This window comes from Snodgrassella sp. CS2 (assembly GCF_050310315.1).
Classification (GTDB): domain Bacteria; phylum Pseudomonadota; class Gammaproteobacteria; order Burkholderiales; family Neisseriaceae; genus Snodgrassella; species Snodgrassella alvi_E.
On sequence record NZ_JBNPBA010000002.1, the window covers coordinates 271,300 to 290,118 of the forward strand.

Annotated in this window: 24 protein-coding genes; 11 read left to right on the forward strand and 13 right to left on the reverse strand. The window is 43.1% G+C overall.

The window, feature by feature from the left end; all coding sequences use genetic code 11:
* Positions 1-22: 22 nt before the first annotated feature.
* Positions 23-295, reverse strand: coding sequence for a DksA/TraR family C4-type zinc finger protein (locus ACQP6D_RS04965; protein ID WP_267408444.1), 273 nt, complete (start codon positions 293-295; stop codon positions 23-25).
* Positions 296-984: 689 nt separating this feature from the next.
* Here ACQP6D_RS04965 and ACQP6D_RS04970 point away from each other — a divergent pair.
* The gene (locus tag ACQP6D_RS04970; RefSeq protein ID WP_267390559.1) at positions 985-1,314 is read left to right on the forward strand and encodes a four-helix bundle copper-binding protein; all 330 of its coding nucleotides are present in this window, start codon (positions 985-987) and stop codon (positions 1,312-1,314) included.
* A 186-nt stretch (positions 1,315-1,500) separates the two neighbouring features.
* Here ACQP6D_RS04970 and dapB read toward each other — a convergent pair whose 3' ends face one another.
* On the reverse strand, positions 1,501-2,313 hold the full coding sequence (dapB, locus tag ACQP6D_RS04975) for a 4-hydroxy-tetrahydrodipicolinate reductase (protein WP_267390558.1): 813 nt from the start codon (positions 2,311-2,313) through the stop codon (positions 1,501-1,503).
* A gap of 4 nt (positions 2,314-2,317) precedes the next feature.
* A complete protein-coding gene (locus tag ACQP6D_RS04980; protein ID WP_267404304.1) occupies positions 2,318-2,698 on the reverse strand; it encodes an outer membrane protein assembly factor BamE in 381 nt (126 codons plus the stop codon).
* Between the two features lie 129 nt (positions 2,699-2,827).
* Between ACQP6D_RS04980 and fur the strand changes: the two genes are divergently transcribed.
* From fur to dapD, 3 genes are read left to right on the forward strand one after another with little or no spacing between them, the layout of a single operon-like run.
* Positions 2,828-3,262 carry a ferric iron uptake transcriptional regulator gene (gene fur / locus ACQP6D_RS04985; protein ID WP_100140327.1) on the forward strand — a complete coding sequence of 145 codons (435 nt, stop codon included), beginning with the start codon at positions 2,828-2,830 and terminating at the stop codon, positions 3,260-3,262.
* Positions 3,263-3,286: 24 nt separating this feature from the next.
* Positions 3,287-4,051 (forward strand): leucyl/phenylalanyl-tRNA--protein transferase, encoded by a 765-nt coding sequence (aat, locus tag ACQP6D_RS04990; RefSeq protein WP_427857594.1) that lies wholly within the window; start codon positions 3,287-3,289, stop codon positions 4,049-4,051.
* 29 nt (positions 4,052-4,080) lie between these two features.
* The gene (gene dapD, locus ACQP6D_RS04995; RefSeq protein WP_267390556.1) at positions 4,081-4,899 is read left to right on the forward strand and encodes a 2,3,4,5-tetrahydropyridine-2,6-dicarboxylate N-succinyltransferase; all 819 of its coding nucleotides are present in this window, start codon (positions 4,081-4,083) and stop codon (positions 4,897-4,899) included.
* Positions 4,900-5,005: 106 nt separating this feature from the next.
* Here the strand turns inward: dapD and ACQP6D_RS05000 are convergent, their stop codons facing one another.
* The 3 genes from ACQP6D_RS05000 to ACQP6D_RS05010 all read right to left on the reverse strand — a co-directional run bounded on the left by ACQP6D_RS05000 (position 5,006) and on the right by ACQP6D_RS05010 (position 6,108).
* Entirely contained in the window at positions 5,006-5,299 is a 294-nt protein-coding gene (locus tag ACQP6D_RS05000) for a hypothetical protein (RefSeq protein WP_100140324.1), read from the reverse strand.
* Positions 5,300-5,707 carry a phage holin family protein gene (locus tag ACQP6D_RS05005; RefSeq protein WP_100151695.1) on the reverse strand — a complete coding sequence of 136 codons (408 nt, stop codon included), beginning with the start codon at positions 5,705-5,707 and terminating at the stop codon, positions 5,300-5,302.
* Positions 5,708-5,793: 86 nt separating this feature from the next.
* Complete coding sequence (locus ACQP6D_RS05010) at positions 5,794-6,108, reverse strand: DUF883 family protein (RefSeq protein ID WP_100140529.1); 315 nt, start codon at positions 6,106-6,108, stop codon at positions 5,794-5,796.
* A 224-nt stretch (positions 6,109-6,332) separates the two neighbouring features.
* Here ACQP6D_RS05010 and ACQP6D_RS05015 point away from each other — a divergent pair, with 224 nt between their 5' ends.
* The 5 genes from ACQP6D_RS05015 to ACQP6D_RS05035 all read left to right on the forward strand — a co-directional run bounded on the left by ACQP6D_RS05015 (position 6,333) and on the right by ACQP6D_RS05035 (position 10,735).
* Positions 6,333-7,196, forward strand: coding sequence for a phosphoribosylaminoimidazolesuccinocarboxamide synthase (locus tag ACQP6D_RS05015; RefSeq protein ID WP_427857595.1), 864 nt, complete (start codon positions 6,333-6,335; stop codon positions 7,194-7,196).
* A 333-nt stretch (positions 7,197-7,529) separates the two neighbouring features.
* Positions 7,530-8,279 (forward strand): NADPH-dependent oxidoreductase, encoded by a 750-nt coding sequence (locus ACQP6D_RS05020; protein WP_100140321.1) that lies wholly within the window; start codon positions 7,530-7,532, stop codon positions 8,277-8,279.
* 619 nt (positions 8,280-8,898) lie between these two features.
* A complete protein-coding gene (locus ACQP6D_RS05025) occupies positions 8,899-9,699 on the forward strand; it encodes a polyamine aminopropyltransferase (RefSeq protein ID WP_267390555.1) in 801 nt (266 codons plus the stop codon).
* Positions 9,700-9,758: 59 nt separating this feature from the next.
* Positions 9,759-10,094: a (2Fe-2S) ferredoxin domain-containing protein gene (locus tag ACQP6D_RS05030; protein ID WP_427857596.1), complete on the forward strand. Its 336-nt coding sequence runs from the start codon at positions 9,759-9,761 to the stop codon at positions 10,092-10,094.
* A gap of 5 nt (positions 10,095-10,099) precedes the next feature.
* A complete protein-coding gene (locus ACQP6D_RS05035; protein ID WP_267390553.1) occupies positions 10,100-10,735 on the forward strand; it encodes an alpha/beta hydrolase in 636 nt (211 codons plus the stop codon).
* Positions 10,736-10,937: 202 nt separating this feature from the next.
* On the opposite strand, the gene ACQP6D_RS05040 is transcribed toward ACQP6D_RS05035, so the two are convergent.
* The 7 genes from ACQP6D_RS05040 to rpsP form a co-directional block, all read right to left on the reverse strand.
* Entirely contained in the window at positions 10,938-11,120 is a 183-nt protein-coding gene (locus ACQP6D_RS05040) for a hypothetical protein (protein WP_100151689.1), read from the reverse strand.
* 591 nt (positions 11,121-11,711) lie between these two features.
* On the reverse strand, positions 11,712-12,710 hold the full coding sequence (locus ACQP6D_RS05045; protein ID WP_427857597.1) for an alpha/beta hydrolase family protein: 999 nt from the start codon (positions 12,708-12,710) through the stop codon (positions 11,712-11,714).
* 119 nt (positions 12,711-12,829) lie between these two features.
* Positions 12,830-13,864 (reverse strand): phosphoribosylformylglycinamidine cyclo-ligase, encoded by a 1,035-nt coding sequence (purM, locus tag ACQP6D_RS05050; RefSeq protein ID WP_427857598.1) that lies wholly within the window; start codon positions 13,862-13,864, stop codon positions 12,830-12,832.
* 365 nt (positions 13,865-14,229) lie between these two features.
* A complete protein-coding gene (gene rplS, locus ACQP6D_RS05055) occupies positions 14,230-14,595 on the reverse strand; it encodes a 50S ribosomal protein L19 (protein ID WP_025331156.1) in 366 nt (121 codons plus the stop codon).
* Positions 14,596-14,609: 14 nt separating this feature from the next.
* On the reverse strand, positions 14,610-15,356 hold the full coding sequence (gene trmD / locus ACQP6D_RS05060; RefSeq protein ID WP_427857599.1) for a tRNA (guanosine(37)-N1)-methyltransferase TrmD: 747 nt from the start codon (positions 15,354-15,356) through the stop codon (positions 14,610-14,612).
* Entirely contained in the window at positions 15,356-15,868 is a 513-nt protein-coding gene (gene rimM / locus ACQP6D_RS05065) for a ribosome maturation factor RimM (RefSeq protein ID WP_100140314.1), read from the reverse strand. The genes trmD and rimM overlap by 1 nt, the downstream gene beginning before the upstream one ends.
* A gap of 16 nt (positions 15,869-15,884) precedes the next feature.
* Positions 15,885-16,133, reverse strand: coding sequence for a 30S ribosomal protein S16 (gene rpsP / locus ACQP6D_RS05070; RefSeq protein ID WP_100140313.1), 249 nt, complete (start codon positions 16,131-16,133; stop codon positions 15,885-15,887).
* 406 nt (positions 16,134-16,539) lie between these two features.
* Between rpsP and ACQP6D_RS05075 the strand changes: the two genes are divergently transcribed.
* The gene (locus ACQP6D_RS05075) at positions 16,540-17,499 is read left to right on the forward strand and encodes an acetyl-CoA carboxylase carboxyltransferase subunit alpha (RefSeq protein ID WP_267408433.1); all 960 of its coding nucleotides are present in this window, start codon (positions 16,540-16,542) and stop codon (positions 17,497-17,499) included.
* Entirely contained in the window at positions 17,477-18,802 is a 1,326-nt protein-coding gene (tilS, locus tag ACQP6D_RS05080; RefSeq protein ID WP_427857600.1) for a tRNA lysidine(34) synthetase TilS, read from the forward strand. Before ACQP6D_RS05075 ends, tilS begins: the two co-directional genes overlap by 23 nt.
* The last annotated feature ends 17 nt before the right edge of the window (positions 18,803-18,819 follow it).

The following is an 18,819-nucleotide window of genomic DNA, read 5'->3' on the forward strand; positions in this document are numbered from 1 at the left end:
CAGTACGCTACTTCATTGCCACTCAGCGCAACTGACTGTCTTTACTGCCACGTCGGTTATACAAACTGAACGTTTTTTGCATTTCCTTATCTCGTTCTGCCTGACATTCCACACAAAAACGCACACCTTTTAGAACCTGACGGCGAGCTAGCGGAATAGCTTCACCGCATTCTTCACAAAATTCTGCACTTTCTGCCGCCTGATCTATTTGCTGCCGAACATGATTGATAGCGTCTGCGATGGTACTTTCAATTTGCTGATTGACTGCATCATCTGAAGCCCAGCCACTTGCCATAATAAACTCCTATAAATTACAGGATATAAATATAGGGTTATGCATCTGTTTTTCAATATAATGCTGATTAATATAGATATTTTTTAAAGATAATGATAGATATCATTTTCAGGTTGCATAGTTGAAGATTGGCAGCCATTCTCAATTATGTGAATGCTTGTTTCCATCAGATTTTTTAAGCAATAGTAAATATTAATTGCAAATGGTTTTGTTATAAGAAAACGTATTTAAATTACATATTCATTTAAACTAGATACATGATCTGCACCAAACTTAAAAATGCAACGTAATTGCGAAACCAGATGAGCAGTGTAAAAAATATAAATTCTAATGCGTTAAATTTTCAGTATGATAATAATTTTTTTGGTAAGTACGCTCTGGATTCGATGCTCATGGCGTTTGGGTCTGCCATGAAAAGCTAGGGAAATGGTAACTAGTAAAAATTGCTCATCATCATTGTTTGCTTGACTAATAGATAGATAATAATTTTATTTTTTATTTATTTAAGCTAACCGGAAGCGGGGGAAAAATTTGGCAGAGATTGATTAATTGCTGTTAAAACTTAATTTATTCTAGCTAATTCATGATTATATTTACATCGAACCGCATTGCAATATGCGCGATGATTTTATAGACTGATTTTGATTTTCCCTGTTAAATCAATCTATTGTTAAAAAAGGATAATAATTATGGATGCCCGTCAGTTTAAAGAATGCGTAGAAGCATGTAACCGTTGTATTGCTCTGTGTCAGTATTGTTCCACCGCTTGCTTGCAAGAAGATGATGTCAAAATGATGGCGAAATGTATTCATTTAGATATGCAGTGTGCGGCTATGTGTTCTCTGGCGGTAAATTTTATGTGCATGAACAGTCCATTCGTCGTGCAGGTGTGTCAGTTATGTGCTGAGGTTTGCCGCGCCTGTGCGCAGGAATGTGGCCGTTTTAAAATGGATCATTGCCAGCGCTGCGCTGAAGCCTGCACAAATTGTGCCGACAAATGTATGGCTATGGCTGCCTGAATATATAAAAAATCCATTTTACCATTGTCGCTGACAATGGTTTTTTTTTGATTATTAATAAAAAATCTGTTTGTGAGGCTAGGGTGAAATAAAGCGTTTTATTTGACTTAATAGAATGGCAGAAGATAAACAAACGGAGTTAGCCTGATTAAAGCTAACCCCGAGATTACATATTCATCAGCTAGATTATTTCAGTCCCAGCACATCTTGCATATCAAAAAGTCCCTGCTCATGCTGGCGCAGCCAGACGGCAGCTCGGACAGCTCCGTTGGCAAAAGTAGCACGGCTGGAAGCTTTGTGGCTAATTTCTACGCGTTCACCATCTGTAGCAAATAAGGCAGTGTGGTCGCCAACAATGTCGCCGGCACGGATGGTGGAAAAACCAATGGTCTGCGGGTCACGTGGACCGGTATGGCCTTCGCGGCCATAGATAGCACAAGTTTTTAGGTCTCGACCCAGTGCATCGGCTATGACCTCGCCCATACGCAGTGCTGTCCCGGACGGTGCATCTACTTTATGACGATGATGCGCTTCAATGATTTCGATATCATAGCCCTCGTTTAAAACTCGAGCGGCTGTATTTAATAAAGCAAAGGTAAGGTTGACGCCAACGCTGAAATTGGGCGCAAAGACAATGCCAATTGTTTGCGCTGCGTCACTGATGCGCTGTTTGCCGGCTTCGTCGAATCCGGTAGTGCCGATAACATCCTTTACGCCAAGCCGTTCGCAGATGGCGAGATTACTAAGCGTGGATTCGGGTTTGCTGAAATCTATCAGTACATCGGTATTGTCCAGCACTTTTTCAGGGTCGTGACAAATGCTGACACCCAGTTCCAGCCCAATGGCAAATCCGGCATCCAGCCCGATGGCTGGTGAGCCATTGTGTTCCAGTGCTCCACTTAATACGCAATCGTGACGCTGGCTGATACTCTGAATAAGGGCTCGACCCATACGGCCGTTGGCGCCGGCTACGGCAATTCTCAGGCGGGATGTAGACATACATTTACTCCGATGGGGTGAAGAGTGTTGTGGGCACTGGCTGTGGTTGTGCGGTCAGCGCGTCTCCTTCAGCATGAATCAAGTTGCCATTGGCATCAAAATAAAGGGTGAGTTTCTTTTCTTCTTCCACTTGGCTGGCACGGGTAACTACAAACACGTAATCCCAGCGATTGGCATGAAAGGGGTCACGCAGCAACGGTGTACCCAGCAGCATCTGTACCTGTTCGCGGCTCATGCCGGGTTGTAATGAATTCACTACGTTTTGGTCAAGCTCATTACCTTGTACAATTTTCAGTTTGTAGGAAGGAATTTGTGCAAGTTTGGCTGTGGTGCAGGCACTTAGGCCCAGTATGGCCACGGCCAGCAGGCAGTAGATTTTTTTCATGCTGATACCTCGGAGCTGGGACGAAACAGTTAGCAATGGCGGTGGCGACATTGTATGACACCGAGTGGGCAATTGCCTTAAAAGTGCGTATTATAGCGAGTATTATCAGCTAGTGGTGAAATAAGCATCATGAATAACAATGTAGCTCAACTGAAAGATAACGGTTTAAAGGTGACAGGCCCCAGACTGAAGATTCTGGAGCTATTTGAATCGCAGCCCGAACAACACCTAAGTGCGGAAGATGTATATCGTCGTCTGCTGGATGAAGGTGTGGAAATTGGTGTGGCTACTATCTATCGTGTTCTGACACAGTTTGAACAGGCCAATATCCTGCTGCGCCATCATTTTGAAACCGGCAAGGCAGTTTATGAACTAAACCGTGGCGGCCACCATGATCATCTGGTGTGTATTAAATGTGGCAAAGTTACTGAATTTTGTAGTGAAGAAATTGAAAAGCTACAAAAGAAAATTGCCGACGATAATGGCTATCGTATTGTTGACCATGCCTTATATATGTATGGGGTATGCAGTGAGTGTCAGCAATTTGACACTAAATATCTGTAAATAATTCTGGCAGGACTGTCTAGTATGAGTCAGACTGCTTATCGGCCGATTATTCCGCAACTGAGTAGCAGCAATCTGGATTTTCCCGATTTAGAAAACGCTCAGCGCGAGCGTGATGGTCTGGTAGCGATTGGCGGCGATTTACAGCCGGCAAGGATACTGGCTGCATACCGGCAAGGTATTTTTCCGTGGTATGGCTTGGATGAGCCTATCATGTGGTGGTCCTTCGCGCAGCGAATGGTACTGTTTCCGGATGAGCTGAAAATTAGCCGCTCACTGGCTAAAAATCTGCGCAATAAGTCTTATGCTGTAACCATGAATTATGCTTTCCGGCAGGTGCTGAGCAACTGTGCTCAGACACCGCGTCCCGGACAGAACGGTACATGGCTGGTACCCGAAATGCAATATGCTTATCGTGCGTTGTATGAGATGCAGCATGCATGTTCATTTGAATGCTGGTATCAGCATGCCGACGGGCAGCCTTATCTAGCCGGTGGATTGTATGGTGTTTTGATTGGGCGTGTTTTTTATGGCGAATCCATGTTTGCCCATGTGTCGGATGCTTCCAAAATTGCCTTTGTGCATGCAGTGCACTATCTACAGCAGCAAGGTGTACCCTTGATTGATTGTCAGGTGTATACCAGCTATCTGGCCAGCTTTGGCGGACGCGAAATTCCGTTTGCCGATTTTTTGGCTTGTCTGCGTCAATATAATCCCCAATCTTTGCCACAGCCGCCTGAACCGCGTTTGCTGGCCGGCAATGGTGTTGTTCCGTTGCCCATTACCTGAACTGAATCATTGATGATAGGAATTGTTTTATGTCTTTACAACAAGTGATAGAAACTGCGTTTGATAATCGTGCTGAAATCACGCCGGCATCGGTATCAGCCGAAGTGAAAGAAGCAGTAAATGAAACCTTGCAGCAATTGGATAGTGGCCACCTGCGTGTGGCTGAGAAGCAGGGGAATCAGTGGCAGGTAAATGAATGGGCTAAAAAGGCTGTGTTGCTGTCTTTCCGTATCAGTGACAATGTGGTTACCGATGATGGGGTGGGTCGCTATTTTGATAAAGTGCCAACCAAATTTGCTCAGTGGGGTGAGGCTGACTTTCAGCAGGCAGGTTTTCGTGCGGTACCGGGTGCGGTAGTGCGTGCCGGCAGCCATATCGGTAAAAATGTGGTACTGATGCCTTCATTTGTGAACATCGGTGCGTTTGTTGATGAAGGTACGATGGTAGACACTTGGGCTACGGTAGGCTCTTGTGCTCAGATTGGTAAGCATGTTCATTTGAGTGGTGGTGTTGGTATCGGTGGGGTGCTTGAGCCATTGCAAGCGGCACCTACTATTATTGAAGATAATTGCTTTATCGGTGCGCGTAGTGAGATTGTTGAAGGCGTGATTGTCGAAGAAGGCAGTGTCATTTCCATGGGTGTATTCATTGGACAATCTACTAAAATCTACGACCGTGAAAGCGGTGAAATTACCTATGGCCGTGTACCTGCTGGTTCGGTGGTGGTGTCCGGCAGTCTGCCGGCAAAAGATGGCAGCCATAGCCTGTATTGTGCTGTGATTGTAAAGAAAGTAGATGCAAAAACTCGTGCTAAAACCAGTGTGAATGAACTTTTACGCGGAATTTAATTTTTTCTTTTGCAATAACAAATCCTCTTACGCACCGTAAGAGGATTTGTTTTGGATGGTGGCAGCGAGCATACCATCAAAATTCAGTCGTAAAGAATCTGTGTATTTATTGCTGACGAAGAGACTGACTGATTTTACTAGCGATAAGGGTAGCAGTTGTTAATAAGGCACCGACCAGAATTTTGTTTCGCCAGCGTCTGGGTTTGTTGGCCAATTTCAATGCCAGACTGCCAGCCGGAATTTTGTCTACTATATTCAGTGAGCGCTGCCACAAGTTTGATTTGCTAGTGGAGTGGCCGTTTTTCAATTGTTCTGCCATTAATTTCAACCGTGCACTCTGTGCCTGAAGATTCAGCAGTTCACGCTGCTGGGCAAGATTCAGTTTGTCGGATTTACTCATTTATTGCTCTCCGTCAATTCTGCTATGGCTGCCACCTTTCAGGTAGCTGATGTCTTCTGTAATAGCTGACAGGGTCTGCGTCATAAACTGACTTTGTTTGCGTATAAGTTTTACTATAACGATAGTCAGCAATAAGATTAACAATAAAAACAATATGGCCAGACCAAAAAACACCCAAACCTTAGTTTCCGGCTCCAATACTGCATTCAGACCAAATAACAGGCTGATAAAGCCGAGAAAAAACATTGCCCCAACCAATACTGCCAGTATCAGCAGTACAATGATGCTTTGTAGTTGGGCAATGGCATCCAGACGCAGCATGCGCAGACGAATCCACAGCAGTTCACTGCCATAAGCAAGCCAGATTTTTAGCTGACGCAAATCGCGGCCAATATTGCCAATACTCATGCAATGGTATCCGTTAAAAAGTGAATAATATTCAGGCAAGCGGTGAAATTACCGGATTGCCTGAATGGAGACTATGCTGGTAATGATTAGCCGCGACAGCGTCCGAGCAAAATGCCGGCAATAAAGCCTGCAGCAGCAGCGATACCCATTGCATAATACGGCTGTTCACGTACCAGCTCATCTGTGCGTTCAGCTGTGGCACGGGCTTTGTCGGCAATGGTGCTTTCCAGCTCACTTAGTTTGGATTTGGTATTACCCAGTTTTTTGCGCAACTGGTCTTTCAGTGCTTTGGCCTGATCTGAACCGTTGTCGCCAGCTTTTTCATATAAATCTTCTACTTCATCCAGTACTGAACGTACTTCTCTCATTAGATCTTTTTTCTGTGCATCAAAATCAGCCATGGTCATTCTCCTTCCAGTGGGCATGAAAAAATATCAGAAAGTTTAAAATTTGCAGCCAATTTTTAAAGACCGATTACTGCATACAGAGTGCCTGCTTGGGGGCAATATCGGTTAAAATAAATTTGGCTGCTAACATCTGTTTCACAATGTCTACCTTAGCACAAGGATATGCATTTGCACAGATATTAATATATTAGCAATAAACTGCTGCATGGGAATGAAAGATGACTGAGCTGGGACTGAAAAAAATATATTCGGGTAAAGTACGCGATTTATATGAGATTGACGCGCAGCGTATGCTGATGGTGGCGACAGATCGCTTATCTGCTTTTGATGTAATTTTACCTGAACCTATAACAGGAAAAGGTGAAATTCTTACTCAGATTTCAAATTTTTGGTTTAATAAACTGAAGCATATCATGCCCAATCACTTTACCGGTGAGACGGTTAATGATGTATTGCCACACCAAGAAGCAGAAAAATTGGCCAAAAGGGCAGTGGTGGTAAAAAAACTAACACCATTGAAAATTGAAGCGATTGTCAGAGGCTATCTCTCTGGTAGCGGTTGGCGTGATTACCAGCGAACAGGTGCCGTATGTGGTATTAAACTACCTGCTGGTCTGCTTGAGGCTGAAGCGTTGCCGCAAGTGATTTTTACTCCGTCCAGCAAGGCGGCTGTTGGAGACCATGATGAGAACATCACTCTGGCAGAATGTATTTCACTACTGGGCGAAGAGCTCACTAAGCAGGTCAGCACTAAAGCGATTGAGCTGTATACTGAAGCTGCAGCTTATGCCAGAAGCAAAGGCATTATCATTGCAGATACTAAATTTGAGTTTGGTGTAGATGAAAATGGTACTTTAACTTTGATGGATGAAGTGCTCACACCAGATTCCAGCCGTTTCTGGTCGGTAGAAAATTATCAGGTAGGCACCAATCCGCCTTCTTTTGATAAACAGTTTATTCGTGATTGGCTGGTCGCATCTGGGTGGAACAAGCAGCCTCCTGCTCCGCACATACCGCCAGAGATTATCGCTAAAACATTGGCTAAATATCAGGAAGCACTGCATTTACTTGCTGGACAATAAACAAATTAAAGGGCAGCCAAAAGCTGCCCTTTTGCAATAATATCCAGTTTGGATGTATAGGTTAGTTTTTGTCACATTGGCTGAAACCTATTTTTCATTGCAGCTTATATGTCTACAAAGTTGGTAGAAAGCAGAAAGTGCTTCTCTTTGTTAACTAAATTCTCTTTTTGAGTGTAAAAAACCGTTCTGAGTTTCTTAATAGGAAATAATATTTTAACAGGATTGATATTAACAGTGTGCCAGTAATACTTTAGTATCGGTTTTCTCTTTTCAGAGTCCAGACAGATTGTCCTTCATTCTGTACTTAACTACCAATCATGCTAAGGGGAACTAATGAATATTTCTGCCACAGAAGAATTATTGTTACAACGGCATACTGTACGCAGTTTCAAAGATCAAACACTGACTGATGAACAATATACCCGTCTGATGGAGGCAGCACGCTTTGCGCCTACATCGGAATTTTTACAGCAATGCTCCATTATCCGGGTTACCGATAGCCATTTGCGTGAACAGATTCGTACTATTTGCCATCTGGATTATGTGGGCGCAAACGGGGACTTACTGGTTTTCGTAGTGGATATGTATCGTAATCATCGCATTCGAGCTCAGCTTGGCCTAGCTGACGATGGCTTAAGTAGTACTGATCTATTTATTCAGGGCATGGAAGATACGCTGATTGCGGCTCAGAACGTGGTTATTGCTGCTGAAAGTATGGGGCTGGGCAGCGTCTATTTGGGTAGCATTCAAAACGATATTCGTCCCATTATCCAGATGTTGAAGCTGCCGAAGCTGACTTTTCCTCTAGTTGGGCTGCAAGTTGGTGTGCCTGAGAAACGGACACAGGTCAAACCGCGGATGCCACTGCCACTGCGTTCTTTTGAAAATCAATATCAGGATGAATTCAATCTCCAGAATTTCGCAGAATATGATGCCATTGTCGAAACCTATTATGGCCAACGCGATAGTAACCAGCGCATTGATTCATTTACTAAGCAGATAGCCGATAAAATATCACGTAAACGCTTTAAACGTGATGATATTCTGGCTGTGATACATGAACAGGGCTTTTGCCAGTACTAAAACCGATAACAACATTAAAAAACCTGTTGCAATTTAGATGTAGCAGGTTTTTTCTATGGTTTTAATTTGGATTGAGAATAGCTGAAAGCGTTTGAAGAAGTTTATTATCTCTGATATTTAGCAAATGCAGGTGAAATCAACAGAAAATTCATTAGCATTTCTGTTTAAAATAATAAAGTGATAAAACCCTGATAAGCTAATGCACGCGTTTCTTGCTTGATTCACTACAGTAGCAACGGAAAAAACTTTAACCTTGAACCCAAAGTGATACGCTGAATATGCTAGCATAGGATTGATTAATTAGGGTTTTAACAAATCTTATTCAATGCTCAAGCAACGACATGAAATAAATACCATATTATAAAACACAAAATCCGCCATCCCTATATAATACCTGCTAGAACGGACTCACCATAACACTGCGCATTCCAGTCTGATTAATGAGGCTGTGATTATGGATTTATTCAGCTTTGCTGTCAGCTTAATGCTAGTTCAGCGTCCACAGAATGAAGTGGGTAGCATAATGTTCTATTCTATTTAATCTGTTTATGTTTCAGCAAACCATTATTGATCTTGTATCAACAAGCCTCCTATTTGTTGTCTGATGATGGAAAACGCCATGCCACAACATCCTTATCGCCGTTTACGTCCCGCACGCCATGAATTACCGGAAGTGGGTATATCCGAATCAGGTAATATACGCTCTCTGCATTTAGGGACACCCACCATACAAAGTTCAATGAATGTGGATTATCCTGCTGAGCTCGTATTGTCTTATAGCCGTGCCATGATGGCGTGGCTATTGTTTGTAGATGAATTGCCACAGCATATTACTCAGATTGGTCTTGGTGGGGGTTCGTTTGCACGTTGGATAGATGCGTATTTGCCTGAAACTCGACAGACAGCAGTAGACATTAATCCACAAGTAATCAGCATTGCTCGCAGCATGTTTGAGCTGCCGTATGAAGGCGATCATTTTGAGATTATTGAGGATGATGGTGCGGAATACGTCAAAGTATTGCGCGGCAATACTGATATTATCCTAGTAGATGGCTTCGATGGTGAGCAGATTATCGATAGTTTGGTTGCCGAACCATTTTTCGCAGATTGTCGGCAGGCACTGAGTGAAAACGGTATATTTGTCACCAACTGGTGGCAGGGGGACAAGCGTTTTCATACTTTCGTGCGTCGCTTACGTGAAGTGTTCGAAAACCGAGTGCTAATGGTACCGGCAGAAACCCATGGCAATATTGCTGTACTTGCTTTTCAGCAGCCACCTTCCATGCGTGAGTGGAGCAAATTAAAAAAACGTGCTCAACAGCGGGCAGACCGTTTTAATCTTGCGTTACCCGCCATGCTGGCAGCGATTAAAGCACAACAGGAAAACCCCAGCCGGCCACTAACATTTAATGATGAATAACCCACACTGGCACACTTATACAAATAGCCAGCGTGAACAGGTAGATTAAAGGAAAAGATGTGAGTTTTTATGCCAAACATTTGTTTGTCTGCACCAACCGGCGCGACAATCCTTGTCGCCAAAGCTGTGGCGATGATAACGTTGGTGCTGATGCAGTAGATTACCTGAAAGGCCACGCCAAAGCCATGGGACTGATGGGTGTGGGCAAACTGCGCATCAGTAGTGCTGGATGTCTTGGCCGCTGTGATGAAGGGCCAGTCATGGTATTGTATCCACAAGAGCGGTGGTATACCTATGTGGATGAAACTGATTTACAGGAAATTCTGGATGAAGAACTGGCCAATGACCGTGTCGTTACCCGTTTATTATTAGATAAACCCGAAAGTAGTGAGTAAAGTATATGCTGAAGCAACAACCCAATATTTGGATTAATGGGCCGGTTGGCAGACTGGAAACCATTTATTTGCCGGCACAAGGTACAGCACGGGGTGTAGCGGTAATTAATCATCCCAATCCGTTGCAGGGCGGATTAAATACCAACAAAGTTGTGCAAACTGCTGCCAAAGCACTAACCACACTGGGTTTTCATTGTTATCTGCCCAATCTGCGCGGCGTAGGCAATAGCGATGGCGAGCACGATTATGGCCGTGGCGAAGTAGCAGACTGTTTAGCCGTAGTGGATTTTGCACGTACACAGCATCCCGAGGTGACTAAACTGGTATTATCAGGTTTCTCTTTTGGTGGCTATGTGGCCTTATTCAGTGCTCTGACTGCCCGCCCAGATGCCTTACTGCTGATGGGGCCTGCAATCGGGATGTATACAGTTGATGTACCAGATGCTTATAATTCGGCCACAACCTTGCTGATTCATGGTGAGAAAGACGAAGTGGTGCCGTTGCAGAACAGTATGAACTGGGCTGAAGCCCAGAATTTACCGGTAGTGGTCATACCCGGTTCCGGCCACTTTTTTCACGGTAAGCTGATTGTACTGCGCCAATGGATTGAACGGTTGTTTCCAGCCGTTTTAGCTGAATAATTATTTCTAATTGCTATTAAAGGTGTAATGTATACTATTACGTCCTAATTTATGCAATGCTAATAGGAAATAAAATTTTTTTATAATTATAAATTCAGCTCAGGCGGATAATGCTTTCTTTTAAAATAAATTAAAATATAAATTAATCAGTTTTGATAGTACGCATAAAAAAGGCATAATCAAATTTATGCCTTTTATACTTTTATCTGCAAATCTTTTTAGAAGCACTTAAACTGCCATCTTTGCAAACAAATTTGCCTTTTGAACAATGCGAGATACCGCCCTTTTTCCCAGAGCAGGGTTGGCGACCTCTTGCCGCTTCTGCACTACTGAACGTACCTATCATAAATGCAGAAATCGAAAGTATAGCTAGCCATTTTTTCATTATTTCTCCTTATATTATTAGTAAAAATGTAAATTTATTATATGTATAAATAATATCTATACACAATATTCTTATAGTAAACGATATAAATATTTAATTTTTAGTAGTATATACGACACAGATTTTATATGTTGACCGCTTTCAAGCAGAGAAGTACAAGTAAACATGCTTAAAGTAGAAGAGAATAAATAAAGCAGTGTTTGTCATCAATGATAATTATCTAAAATAAATAAATGATTGTTTAAATATTCCATTAAAAAGATTCAGCAAATTTGCACGGCCAATTGTTAATTTGCCAAATAGAATTGAGAGGGTTCAGTTTGAGAAATTTGAGATATTCAAACTTGAAGAATAATATAAAACATTTATCTAAACTCTTTAATATTAATTTTGCTTAGTATGATGTGGTTTGGGTATCGGATAGAACGATAAAATTAATGTCAGATAATATAGAAAGTATTTCATGCCTCAATATTGGATATATCTGGCTTTACTTATTTAGAGTATAGAGAAATGTACAAAAAAGATTAAACCAATTAGCAAATTTCTGAATCAGATTGATGAAAATATGTTATTAAATAAGAAACCATTTTAGTTAACATCTAAAAATTCTTTTATATATTTTAGAATAATGGTGTGAATATTTTTTCTGCTAACGCCATATCCATCTTTGCAAATAATTTTATTCTTTTCAGGCAAAATACTGAAAGCATCTTTTTTACATTCTTGTATGAAACTGAAATGCATGGCATCTTTAAGCAGAATATATTTGGTTACTGGCAAATTTTCAGCCAGATAACCTGATTCCATTTCAACGGGTAGGTCACCAATATTGATTTCAGCGCCGATAATTAATGTAGGGATGGTTAATTTCTTCAGACTTGATTTAGTCAGCCCCCGAGCAAATCCTGTATCTAGTGCAATAATCTTTTTCACTCTTGGGTCATACAGATGGTTGAACGCTGATTGCTTATCTGATCTTATCCCTAACGCTTCACTTAGTTCACATTCGTGCTGAGCCTTAGTTATACGACAGTCCTCGAGAAACTGTGCAACGTTAAAATTAGCACCGCCAGCGACCATCACTGTCCAACCACCTAAAGAATGTCCCAGTAATGAGATATTATTGTTGTCTACTTTTCCGGCAAAATCAGGATTTTCTTGCAAAAAGGTAATAGTACGTTGTAAATCGATTGGTCTTTGCCATAATTGTGCAGCTTGTGTCGGGGTTTTACTATATTTAGATATGTCTGGATGATCAATTAAAGCAACAATATATCCTAGTTTGGCAAGATTTGAAGCTATCCAGCTTAAGTTGCGCCAATTACCACCATATCCATGGGATATCACTAATAAAGGATATGAAATTTTTATAGGTTTGGCATTTTCTATTGCATAAAAACCTGAAAATACCGAACTATCAGCAAATAAAATTGGCTTTGAATCAGAATTGGTAGGATAGATTACAAAGATGCTTATTTCTCTTCTTTTATTGATATCTGATAAAGTTGAAGTTTTAAATCCTAGATTATTGGCATTGCTCAGAGATGATAGTAACAATAATATGATTAATGCTATTACTCTAAACATAATAGTAAATCTATTTAATAGACTTAAAATAAAAAGCCATCAACTACATTTATGTAGTAAATAGCTTTAGCTCAATTAAAAATAATTTAATTTTTTAAGAATATGTCTGATATAAACTTTTAGCTTATCTGTGTCTGATGTTCATCGCTTTGACGACTACGTATCACACCTATCTCGTAAACCGTTTCGCCTTGCTGCTGTAAAAATTGTTGCACCGCAGTAGCATCAGCAGCATTCACTACCAATACCATGCCGATGCCGCAGTTGAATGTACGGTACATTTCCTGGCTGTCCACTTGTCCGGCCTGTTGTAACCATTGAAATAGTTTGGGCAGTGGCCACGACTGGGCATCTATTGCTGCTACGGTGTTTTCAGGCAGAATGCGAGGCACGTTTTCGCTTATACCACCGCCGGTAATGTGTGCCATACCTTTGATGGTAAACTGTTTCAACGCTGCAAGAATAGGTTTGACGTATAAGCGGGTAGGTGCAATGATCGCTTGCCTCAGGGTTTGGCCGTCTGCAAACGGGGCGTCCAGCTCTGGACGAGCACGTTCAATGATTTTGCGTACCAGCGAGTAACCATTGGAATGGATGCCATTGGAGGCCAGCCCCAGCACAATATCACCAGCAGCAATACTGCGTCCATTGATAACCTGTTCTTTTTCCACCACTCCTACCGCAAATCCTGCTAGATCATACTCACCATCGGGATACATACCCGGCATTTCGGCAGTTTCTCCACCAATCAAGGCACAGCCAGATTGTTCACAACCAGAAGCAATACCTTTAATTACTGCGGCTGCTCGTTCTACATCCAGTTTGCCGCAAGCGAAATAATCCAGAAAAAACAGAGGTTCTGCACCCTGTACCAAAATATCGTTCACGCTCATTGCAACAAGATCGATGCCGACAGTGTCGTGCTGATCCCATTCAAAAGCCAGTTTTAGCTTAGTACCGACGCCATCAGTTCCAGAAACCAGTACTGGCTGACGGTATTTCTTGCTGATTTCCACCAATGCGCCAAAGCCGCCCAAATCACCCAATACTTCAGGACGCATGGTGCGTTTGGCAAAAGGTTTAATTTTTTCGACCAGCGAATCGCCAGCATCAATATCAACACCGGCATCGCGATAACTCAGGGACTGGCTCATTAGTGCGCTTCCTTAGGGCAAAGTACAAAGCTGATTAAGATGAAACAGACAAAAATCGTGTAATTTTAACATTTTTCAACTTTTGCCGCTGTTTAAATTAGCCGACTGAATAATAGACTGAGTCTGCAATAAGGTTTGATATTTTTAATTTTTACTGAGTGTTATTTTTGCTGTAGGGCGGATGGCAATAATAGGCTAAATCTGAGTATGTTTTTTGATGGCAGATGTATATGATTTTTATGTATTTTCCACGGTCGGCATGATAAATATGAAGAGGTACTGAATGAGCTAAGAAAAAGGCCGAATCAATAGATTCGGCCTTAGTATTAGTCTGCTTCAGGCAGCTAATGTGTTGTGTATACTGCTTAGGCTTTGCGAGCCGGCAGTTTTTCACGAATGCGGGCAGCTTTACCGGTTAAGCCACGCAGGTAATACAGTTTGGCACGGCGTACATCACCACGGCGTTTAACTTCGATTTTTTCAACGGCTGGAGAGTATAACTGGAATGTACGTTCCACACCTTCACCGCTGGAGATTTTACGTACGATGAAGTTGCTGTTCAGGCCACGGTTGCGACGAGCAATCACAATGCCTTCATAGGCTTGCAGACGGGTACGGCTACCTTCGGTAACGCGTACAGAAACAACCACGGTATCACCTGGCGCGAAGGCCGGGATTTCTTTATTCAAACGAGCGATTTCTTCCTGCTCTAATTGTTGAATCAAGTTCATATTAAGCTTCCTAATTATAATGGGATGTCCCGTTCCTCTTGTCTGATATTTTGCAAGAGTCTGGATTCCTCTGGGGTTAATACACGGCCGGCCAGTAAATCTGGTCGACGTGTCCAAGTGCGCCTAAGCGCCTGTGTTAATCGCCATTGGGCGATTAATGCATGATTGCCACTGCGTAATACGTCGGGAACGGTCTGTTGACGAAATTCAACCGGACGCGTGTAGTGCGGACAATCAAGTAAACCAGTGGCAAATGAATCTTCTGCTGCTGAGCGTGCATCACCTAATGTGCCCGGTAGTAGTCGGATAACAGCGTCCATTAACATCATGGCTGGTAATTCTCCACCGGATACCACAAAGTCGCCAATGCTGATTTCGGTCACATCGTTGCTGGTGAGAATACGTTCATCAATGCCTTCGTATCGGCCACACAGCACAATCAGTGCCGATTCATCGGCCAGACTGGCTGCTTGTGTGTGACTCAGAGGTTTGCCCTGTGGGCTCATATAAATCAGCCGTCCTTCAGGGCTGGTCTTTCGAGCCATATCAATGGCGGCCTGTAAAGGCGGCGCCATCATAATCATGCCCGGGCCACCGCCGTAAGGGCGGTCATCAATATAGCCCAGTGGATTATCTGCAAACTGCCGCGGATTGATTGCAGCAAACTGCCAGATACCTTGCTGTAATGCACGTCCGGTAACGCCGCTGTCTGTAAGAGCAGTAAACATTTCCGGAAACAGGGTAATGGCCTGAATGTACATCAGTAGTCGCTGCCCCAGTCTACGCAAATCTGCTGTTGTGGCAGGTTTACTTCATCGATGTATTGTGCGACAAAAGGAATCAGTTTACGGCCGAAATCGCCGTCTACTACCAGTACGTCATGTGCACCGGTTTGCATTAATGAACTGACAGTACCAAGGTTTTCCTGTGTACGGTTAAATACGGTTAGGCCTATTAGGTCTGTCCAGTAATACTCATCTTCTTCGGTTTCTGCAAAGCTGGCACGGTCTATTTCAATGGTGAAGCCGCGCAGTAAGGCTGCGCTGTCACGATCGTTGATACCGTCAAACCGTACTTGTAATTCATCACCGCTGATTTTGCTTTCGGCAATGCTTACGGTTTTGGTTTGGCCATCTTTGCTCAGCTGCCATTGCGGATAGTCAAGCAGGCTGTCGGTATATTCGGTATCGGAATGGACTTTTACCCAGCCCTTTACGCCAAATACACCTTTAATATAGCCCATTGCTACCCATTGTGGCTGTGTACTGTTCATTTGCTTTACTGCTGAATTAGGCCGCAGCCTTCTGTTCTTTAACCAGTTTGGCTACAGCTTCGCTCAGCTGCGCGCCTTGACCAATCCAGTGGTTCAGACGGTCTGTACTTAGACGTACACGTTCCTGTTTTTCATTGGCAACAGGGTTGTAAAAACCAACGCGCTCGATAAAGCGGCCATCACGACGGTTGTGAGAGTCAGCTACGACGATGTTATAGAAAGGACGGTGTTTAGAACCACCGCGGGCCAAACGGATAACTACCATAGTGTATTCCTTAGTGAAAAAATCGAAGTAATTTTATTCTGCCAATACAACAGAAAATCGCTAATTTTAGTAGGTAAAACCCAATCTTGGCAAGCTGTTAATGTATATTTGTTGTAGATATACCGTTGTGGATTTGTGTATTGCAGGAGATTTATTTTTTTGGCATTCTGATTGGTATTATTTGATTAAGCTATTGCTGTTTATGGTTAAATTTTTTCTAAATGCGATGTTTGTGGTCTATGGTAAAGCTTGAGATATGGTTTTGTATTTTTGATAATAATTTATAAAATCATATATTTATGTGTGATTTTTGTGGCTGTGTTTACAGCTTTTTAATTTTTAGGGCTGCATTGCTTCATTTCTTCGCGTATCATAGCTGCCACGTGTTTTTGCGGATATCTTAACAATGAAACAGATTTTTTTGGATTTTGAACAACCTATAGCCGAATTGGTACAGAAAATTGATGAGCTTCGCTTCGTGCAGGATGAATCGGCTGTGGATATTTCCGAAGAAATCGCGCGCCTAAAAAAGAAAAGCGATGATTTAACCAAGAATCTTTTTGCCAAGCTGTCGCCGGTACAGATTTCGCAGGTATCACGCCATGCGCAGCGTCCTTATACTTTAGATTATATTGAGGCGCTGTGTACTGACTTTGAAGAGCTGCACGGTGACCGTGCTTTTGCTGATGATGCTGCAATAGTGGGCGGTCTGGCGCGCTTCAATGGAGAAAGTGTTATGGTAATCGGCCATCAGAAAGGCCGTGATACTAAGGAAAAAATTCGCCGCAATTTCGGCATGCCTAAACCGGAAGGTTATCGTAAGGCATTGCGGTTAATGAAGCTGGCGGAAAAATTCCAGATCCCCTTGCTGACATTTATCGATACCCCTGGTGCTTATCCGGGTATTGGTGCAGAAGAACGTGGCCAATCTGAAGCAATCGGACGCAATCTATATGAGCTGGCACGACTAAAGGTGCCGGTAATTTGTACGATTATTGGCGAGGGTGGCTCTGGTGGTGCGCTGGCTATAGCTGTAGGCGATTATGTAAATATGCTTCAATTTTCTACCTATTCTGTGATCTCACCGGAAGGCTGTGCTTCAATTCTGTGGAAAACTGCGGAAAAAGCACCGGAGGCAGCACAGGCACTTGGCATTACTGCCAAACGCCTGCTAGAGCTGAAATTGATTGATAAGGTGATTGAAGAGCCTTTGGGTGGGGCGCATCGCAATTATCCGGAAATTATGCAACGGGTGAAAGCGGTACTGACTAGCCAGTTAGAAGAGGCCAAAGGCAAGCAGTTGTCGAGTTTACTTACCCGTCGCTTTGACCGCCTGATGCATTATGGTCAGTTCAACGCTAAATAATTTATGTGTCCGCTTATGTGACAATATTGCACAACAATGGTCAGCCTCTGTGGCTGACCGTTGTATTTTGACTGTTGGCCTTAGTGGTGGTCTGGATTCTGTGGTATTGCTGCATGCGCTGACTCAGTTGCGTAATGTGCTGCCATTGCAGTTGTCTGCCATTCATGTGCATCATGGCTTAAGTAGCCATGCTGATGAGTGGGCTGCTTTTTGTCAGAAGGTCTGCGCAACTTGGTCTGTTCCACTAAAGCTGGTTAAGGTAACGGTCAGTGCCAGCGGAGAAGGTGTGGAAGCTGCGGCTCGTAAGGCGCGTTATCAGGCCTATGCAGAAAGTGGAGCGGAAGTGGTGGTGCTGGCACATCATCGTGATGACCAGATTGAAACTTTTTTTCTAGGCGCACTACGTGGCGGCGGTCTGCGCTCTCTGGCTGCGATGCCGGACGTGCGGGCATTAACAGAGCACACTATTCTATGGCGGCCACTGTTGCCTTTTTCGCGCGAGCAGCTGAAGAATTATGCTGAAGCGATGCAGCTTGAGCATATAGAAGACGACAGTAACCGCAACTGCATCTATTTGCGCAACTGGCTACGTCTGGATGGTTTGCCATACTGGCGTGCCCATTTGCCATATATGGATAATCAAGTTGAAGCTGCTGTTAGTCGTTTGCAAGATGAGCTGGCGTTGCTGGATGAGGTGGCTGAAACTGATTGGGCACTGTTGCATGCACAGCAACAGGGTTTTGATATTTCGTTGTGGCAAACACTCAGCGCAGCACGGCGCCGGCAGCAGTTGCGTCTTTTTGCTCAGAAAAATGGTCTGGGCATGTCTACTTCAGCTTCACTGACAGAATTTGCAAGACAGTTGATGGAAAGCAAAAATGGTGCACAATGGTCTTTACCATACGCTTGTGTAATCTATTATGATTTCAGGCTGTGGATAGATAAAAAGCATGCATCAGCTCAATGGCCTTGGTTTGATTTGCTGCCGGTAAGCAGCATGCAACTGATGAAGGCTGGTTATTTAGAATGGACATGTCATAATTTTGGTTTGGTGGAAATTGCTGACGAATGGATAGTTCGTCAGGTCGATGTTCAGGATACAATTGTTTTAAAAGGAGGTAGAAAAAAGGTTAAAAAATTATTACAGGAACGGAAAATTCCTCCTTTTATGCGTGCTGTCTGGCCAGTATTGTGTGATGCCGATAATCATTGTATTGCTGTGATTAATGTGGCTGTTGCCGCTAATGTAGGTGTTGCTGATGGCTGGATGCCTTTGATGCAGGATTTGCCTATTAGGCTATAAGTTGGAAAATTAATAAT

Excerpts from the sequence above, each read along its gene's own strand:
- ACQP6D_RS05000 (WP_100140324.1), bottom strand. The coding sequence starts at position 5,299 with ATGAGTAAATCCGACAAACTGAATCTTGCCCAGCAGCGTGAACTGCTG.
- dapB (WP_267390558.1), bottom strand. The coding sequence starts at position 2,313 with ATGTCTACATCCCGCCTGAGAATTGCCGTAGCCGGCGCCAACGGCCGT.
- ACQP6D_RS05025 (WP_267390555.1), top strand. The coding sequence starts at position 8,899 with ATGCCACAACATCCTTATCGCCGTTTACGTCCCGCACGCCATGAATTA.
- ACQP6D_RS05015 (WP_427857595.1), top strand. The coding sequence starts at position 6,333 with ATGACTGAGCTGGGACTGAAAAAAATATATTCGGGTAAAGTACGCGAT.
- fur (WP_100140327.1), top strand. The coding sequence starts at position 2,828 with ATGAATAACAATGTAGCTCAACTGAAAGATAACGGTTTAAAGGTGACA.
- dapD (WP_267390556.1), top strand. The coding sequence starts at position 4,081 with ATGTCTTTACAACAAGTGATAGAAACTGCGTTTGATAATCGTGCTGAA.
- ACQP6D_RS05040 (WP_100151689.1), bottom strand. The coding sequence starts at position 11,120 with ATGAAAAAATGGCTAGCTATACTTTCGATTTCTGCATTTATGATAGGT.
- aat (WP_427857594.1), top strand. The coding sequence starts at position 3,287 with ATGAGTCAGACTGCTTATCGGCCGATTATTCCGCAACTGAGTAGCAGC.
- tilS (WP_427857600.1), top strand. The coding sequence starts at position 17,477 with ATGGTCAGTTCAACGCTAAATAATTTATGTGTCCGCTTATGTGACAAT.
- rimM (WP_100140314.1), bottom strand. The coding sequence starts at position 15,868 with ATGAACAGTACACAGCCACAATGGGTAGCAATGGGCTATATTAAAGGT.
- ACQP6D_RS05020 (WP_100140321.1), top strand. The coding sequence starts at position 7,530 with ATGAATATTTCTGCCACAGAAGAATTATTGTTACAACGGCATACTGTA.
- ACQP6D_RS04980 (WP_267404304.1), bottom strand. The coding sequence starts at position 2,698 with ATGAAAAAAATCTACTGCCTGCTGGCCGTGGCCATACTGGGCCTAAGT.
- purM (WP_427857598.1), bottom strand. The coding sequence starts at position 13,864 with ATGAGCCAGTCCCTGAGTTATCGCGATGCCGGTGTTGATATTGATGCT.
- trmD (WP_427857599.1), bottom strand. The coding sequence starts at position 15,356 with ATGTACATTCAGGCCATTACCCTGTTTCCGGAAATGTTTACTGCTCTT.
- ACQP6D_RS05005 (WP_100151695.1), bottom strand. The coding sequence starts at position 5,707 with ATGAGTATTGGCAATATTGGCCGCGATTTGCGTCAGCTAAAAATCTGG.
- rpsP (WP_100140313.1), bottom strand. The coding sequence starts at position 16,133 with ATGGTAGTTATCCGTTTGGCCCGCGGTGGTTCTAAACACCGTCCTTTC.
- ACQP6D_RS05035 (WP_267390553.1), top strand. The coding sequence starts at position 10,100 with ATGCTGAAGCAACAACCCAATATTTGGATTAATGGGCCGGTTGGCAGA.
- ACQP6D_RS04965 (WP_267408444.1), bottom strand. The coding sequence starts at position 295 with ATGGCAAGTGGCTGGGCTTCAGATGATGCAGTCAATCAGCAAATTGAA.
- rplS (WP_025331156.1), bottom strand. The coding sequence starts at position 14,595 with ATGAACTTGATTCAACAATTAGAGCAGGAAGAAATCGCTCGTTTGAAT.
- ACQP6D_RS05075 (WP_267408433.1), top strand. The coding sequence starts at position 16,540 with ATGAAACAGATTTTTTTGGATTTTGAACAACCTATAGCCGAATTGGTA.
- ACQP6D_RS05010 (WP_100140529.1), bottom strand. The coding sequence starts at position 6,108 with ATGGCTGATTTTGATGCACAGAAAAAAGATCTAATGAGAGAAGTACGT.
- ACQP6D_RS05045 (WP_427857597.1), bottom strand. The coding sequence starts at position 12,710 with ATGTTTAGAGTAATAGCATTAATCATATTATTGTTACTATCATCTCTG.
- ACQP6D_RS04970 (WP_267390559.1), top strand. The coding sequence starts at position 985 with ATGGATGCCCGTCAGTTTAAAGAATGCGTAGAAGCATGTAACCGTTGT.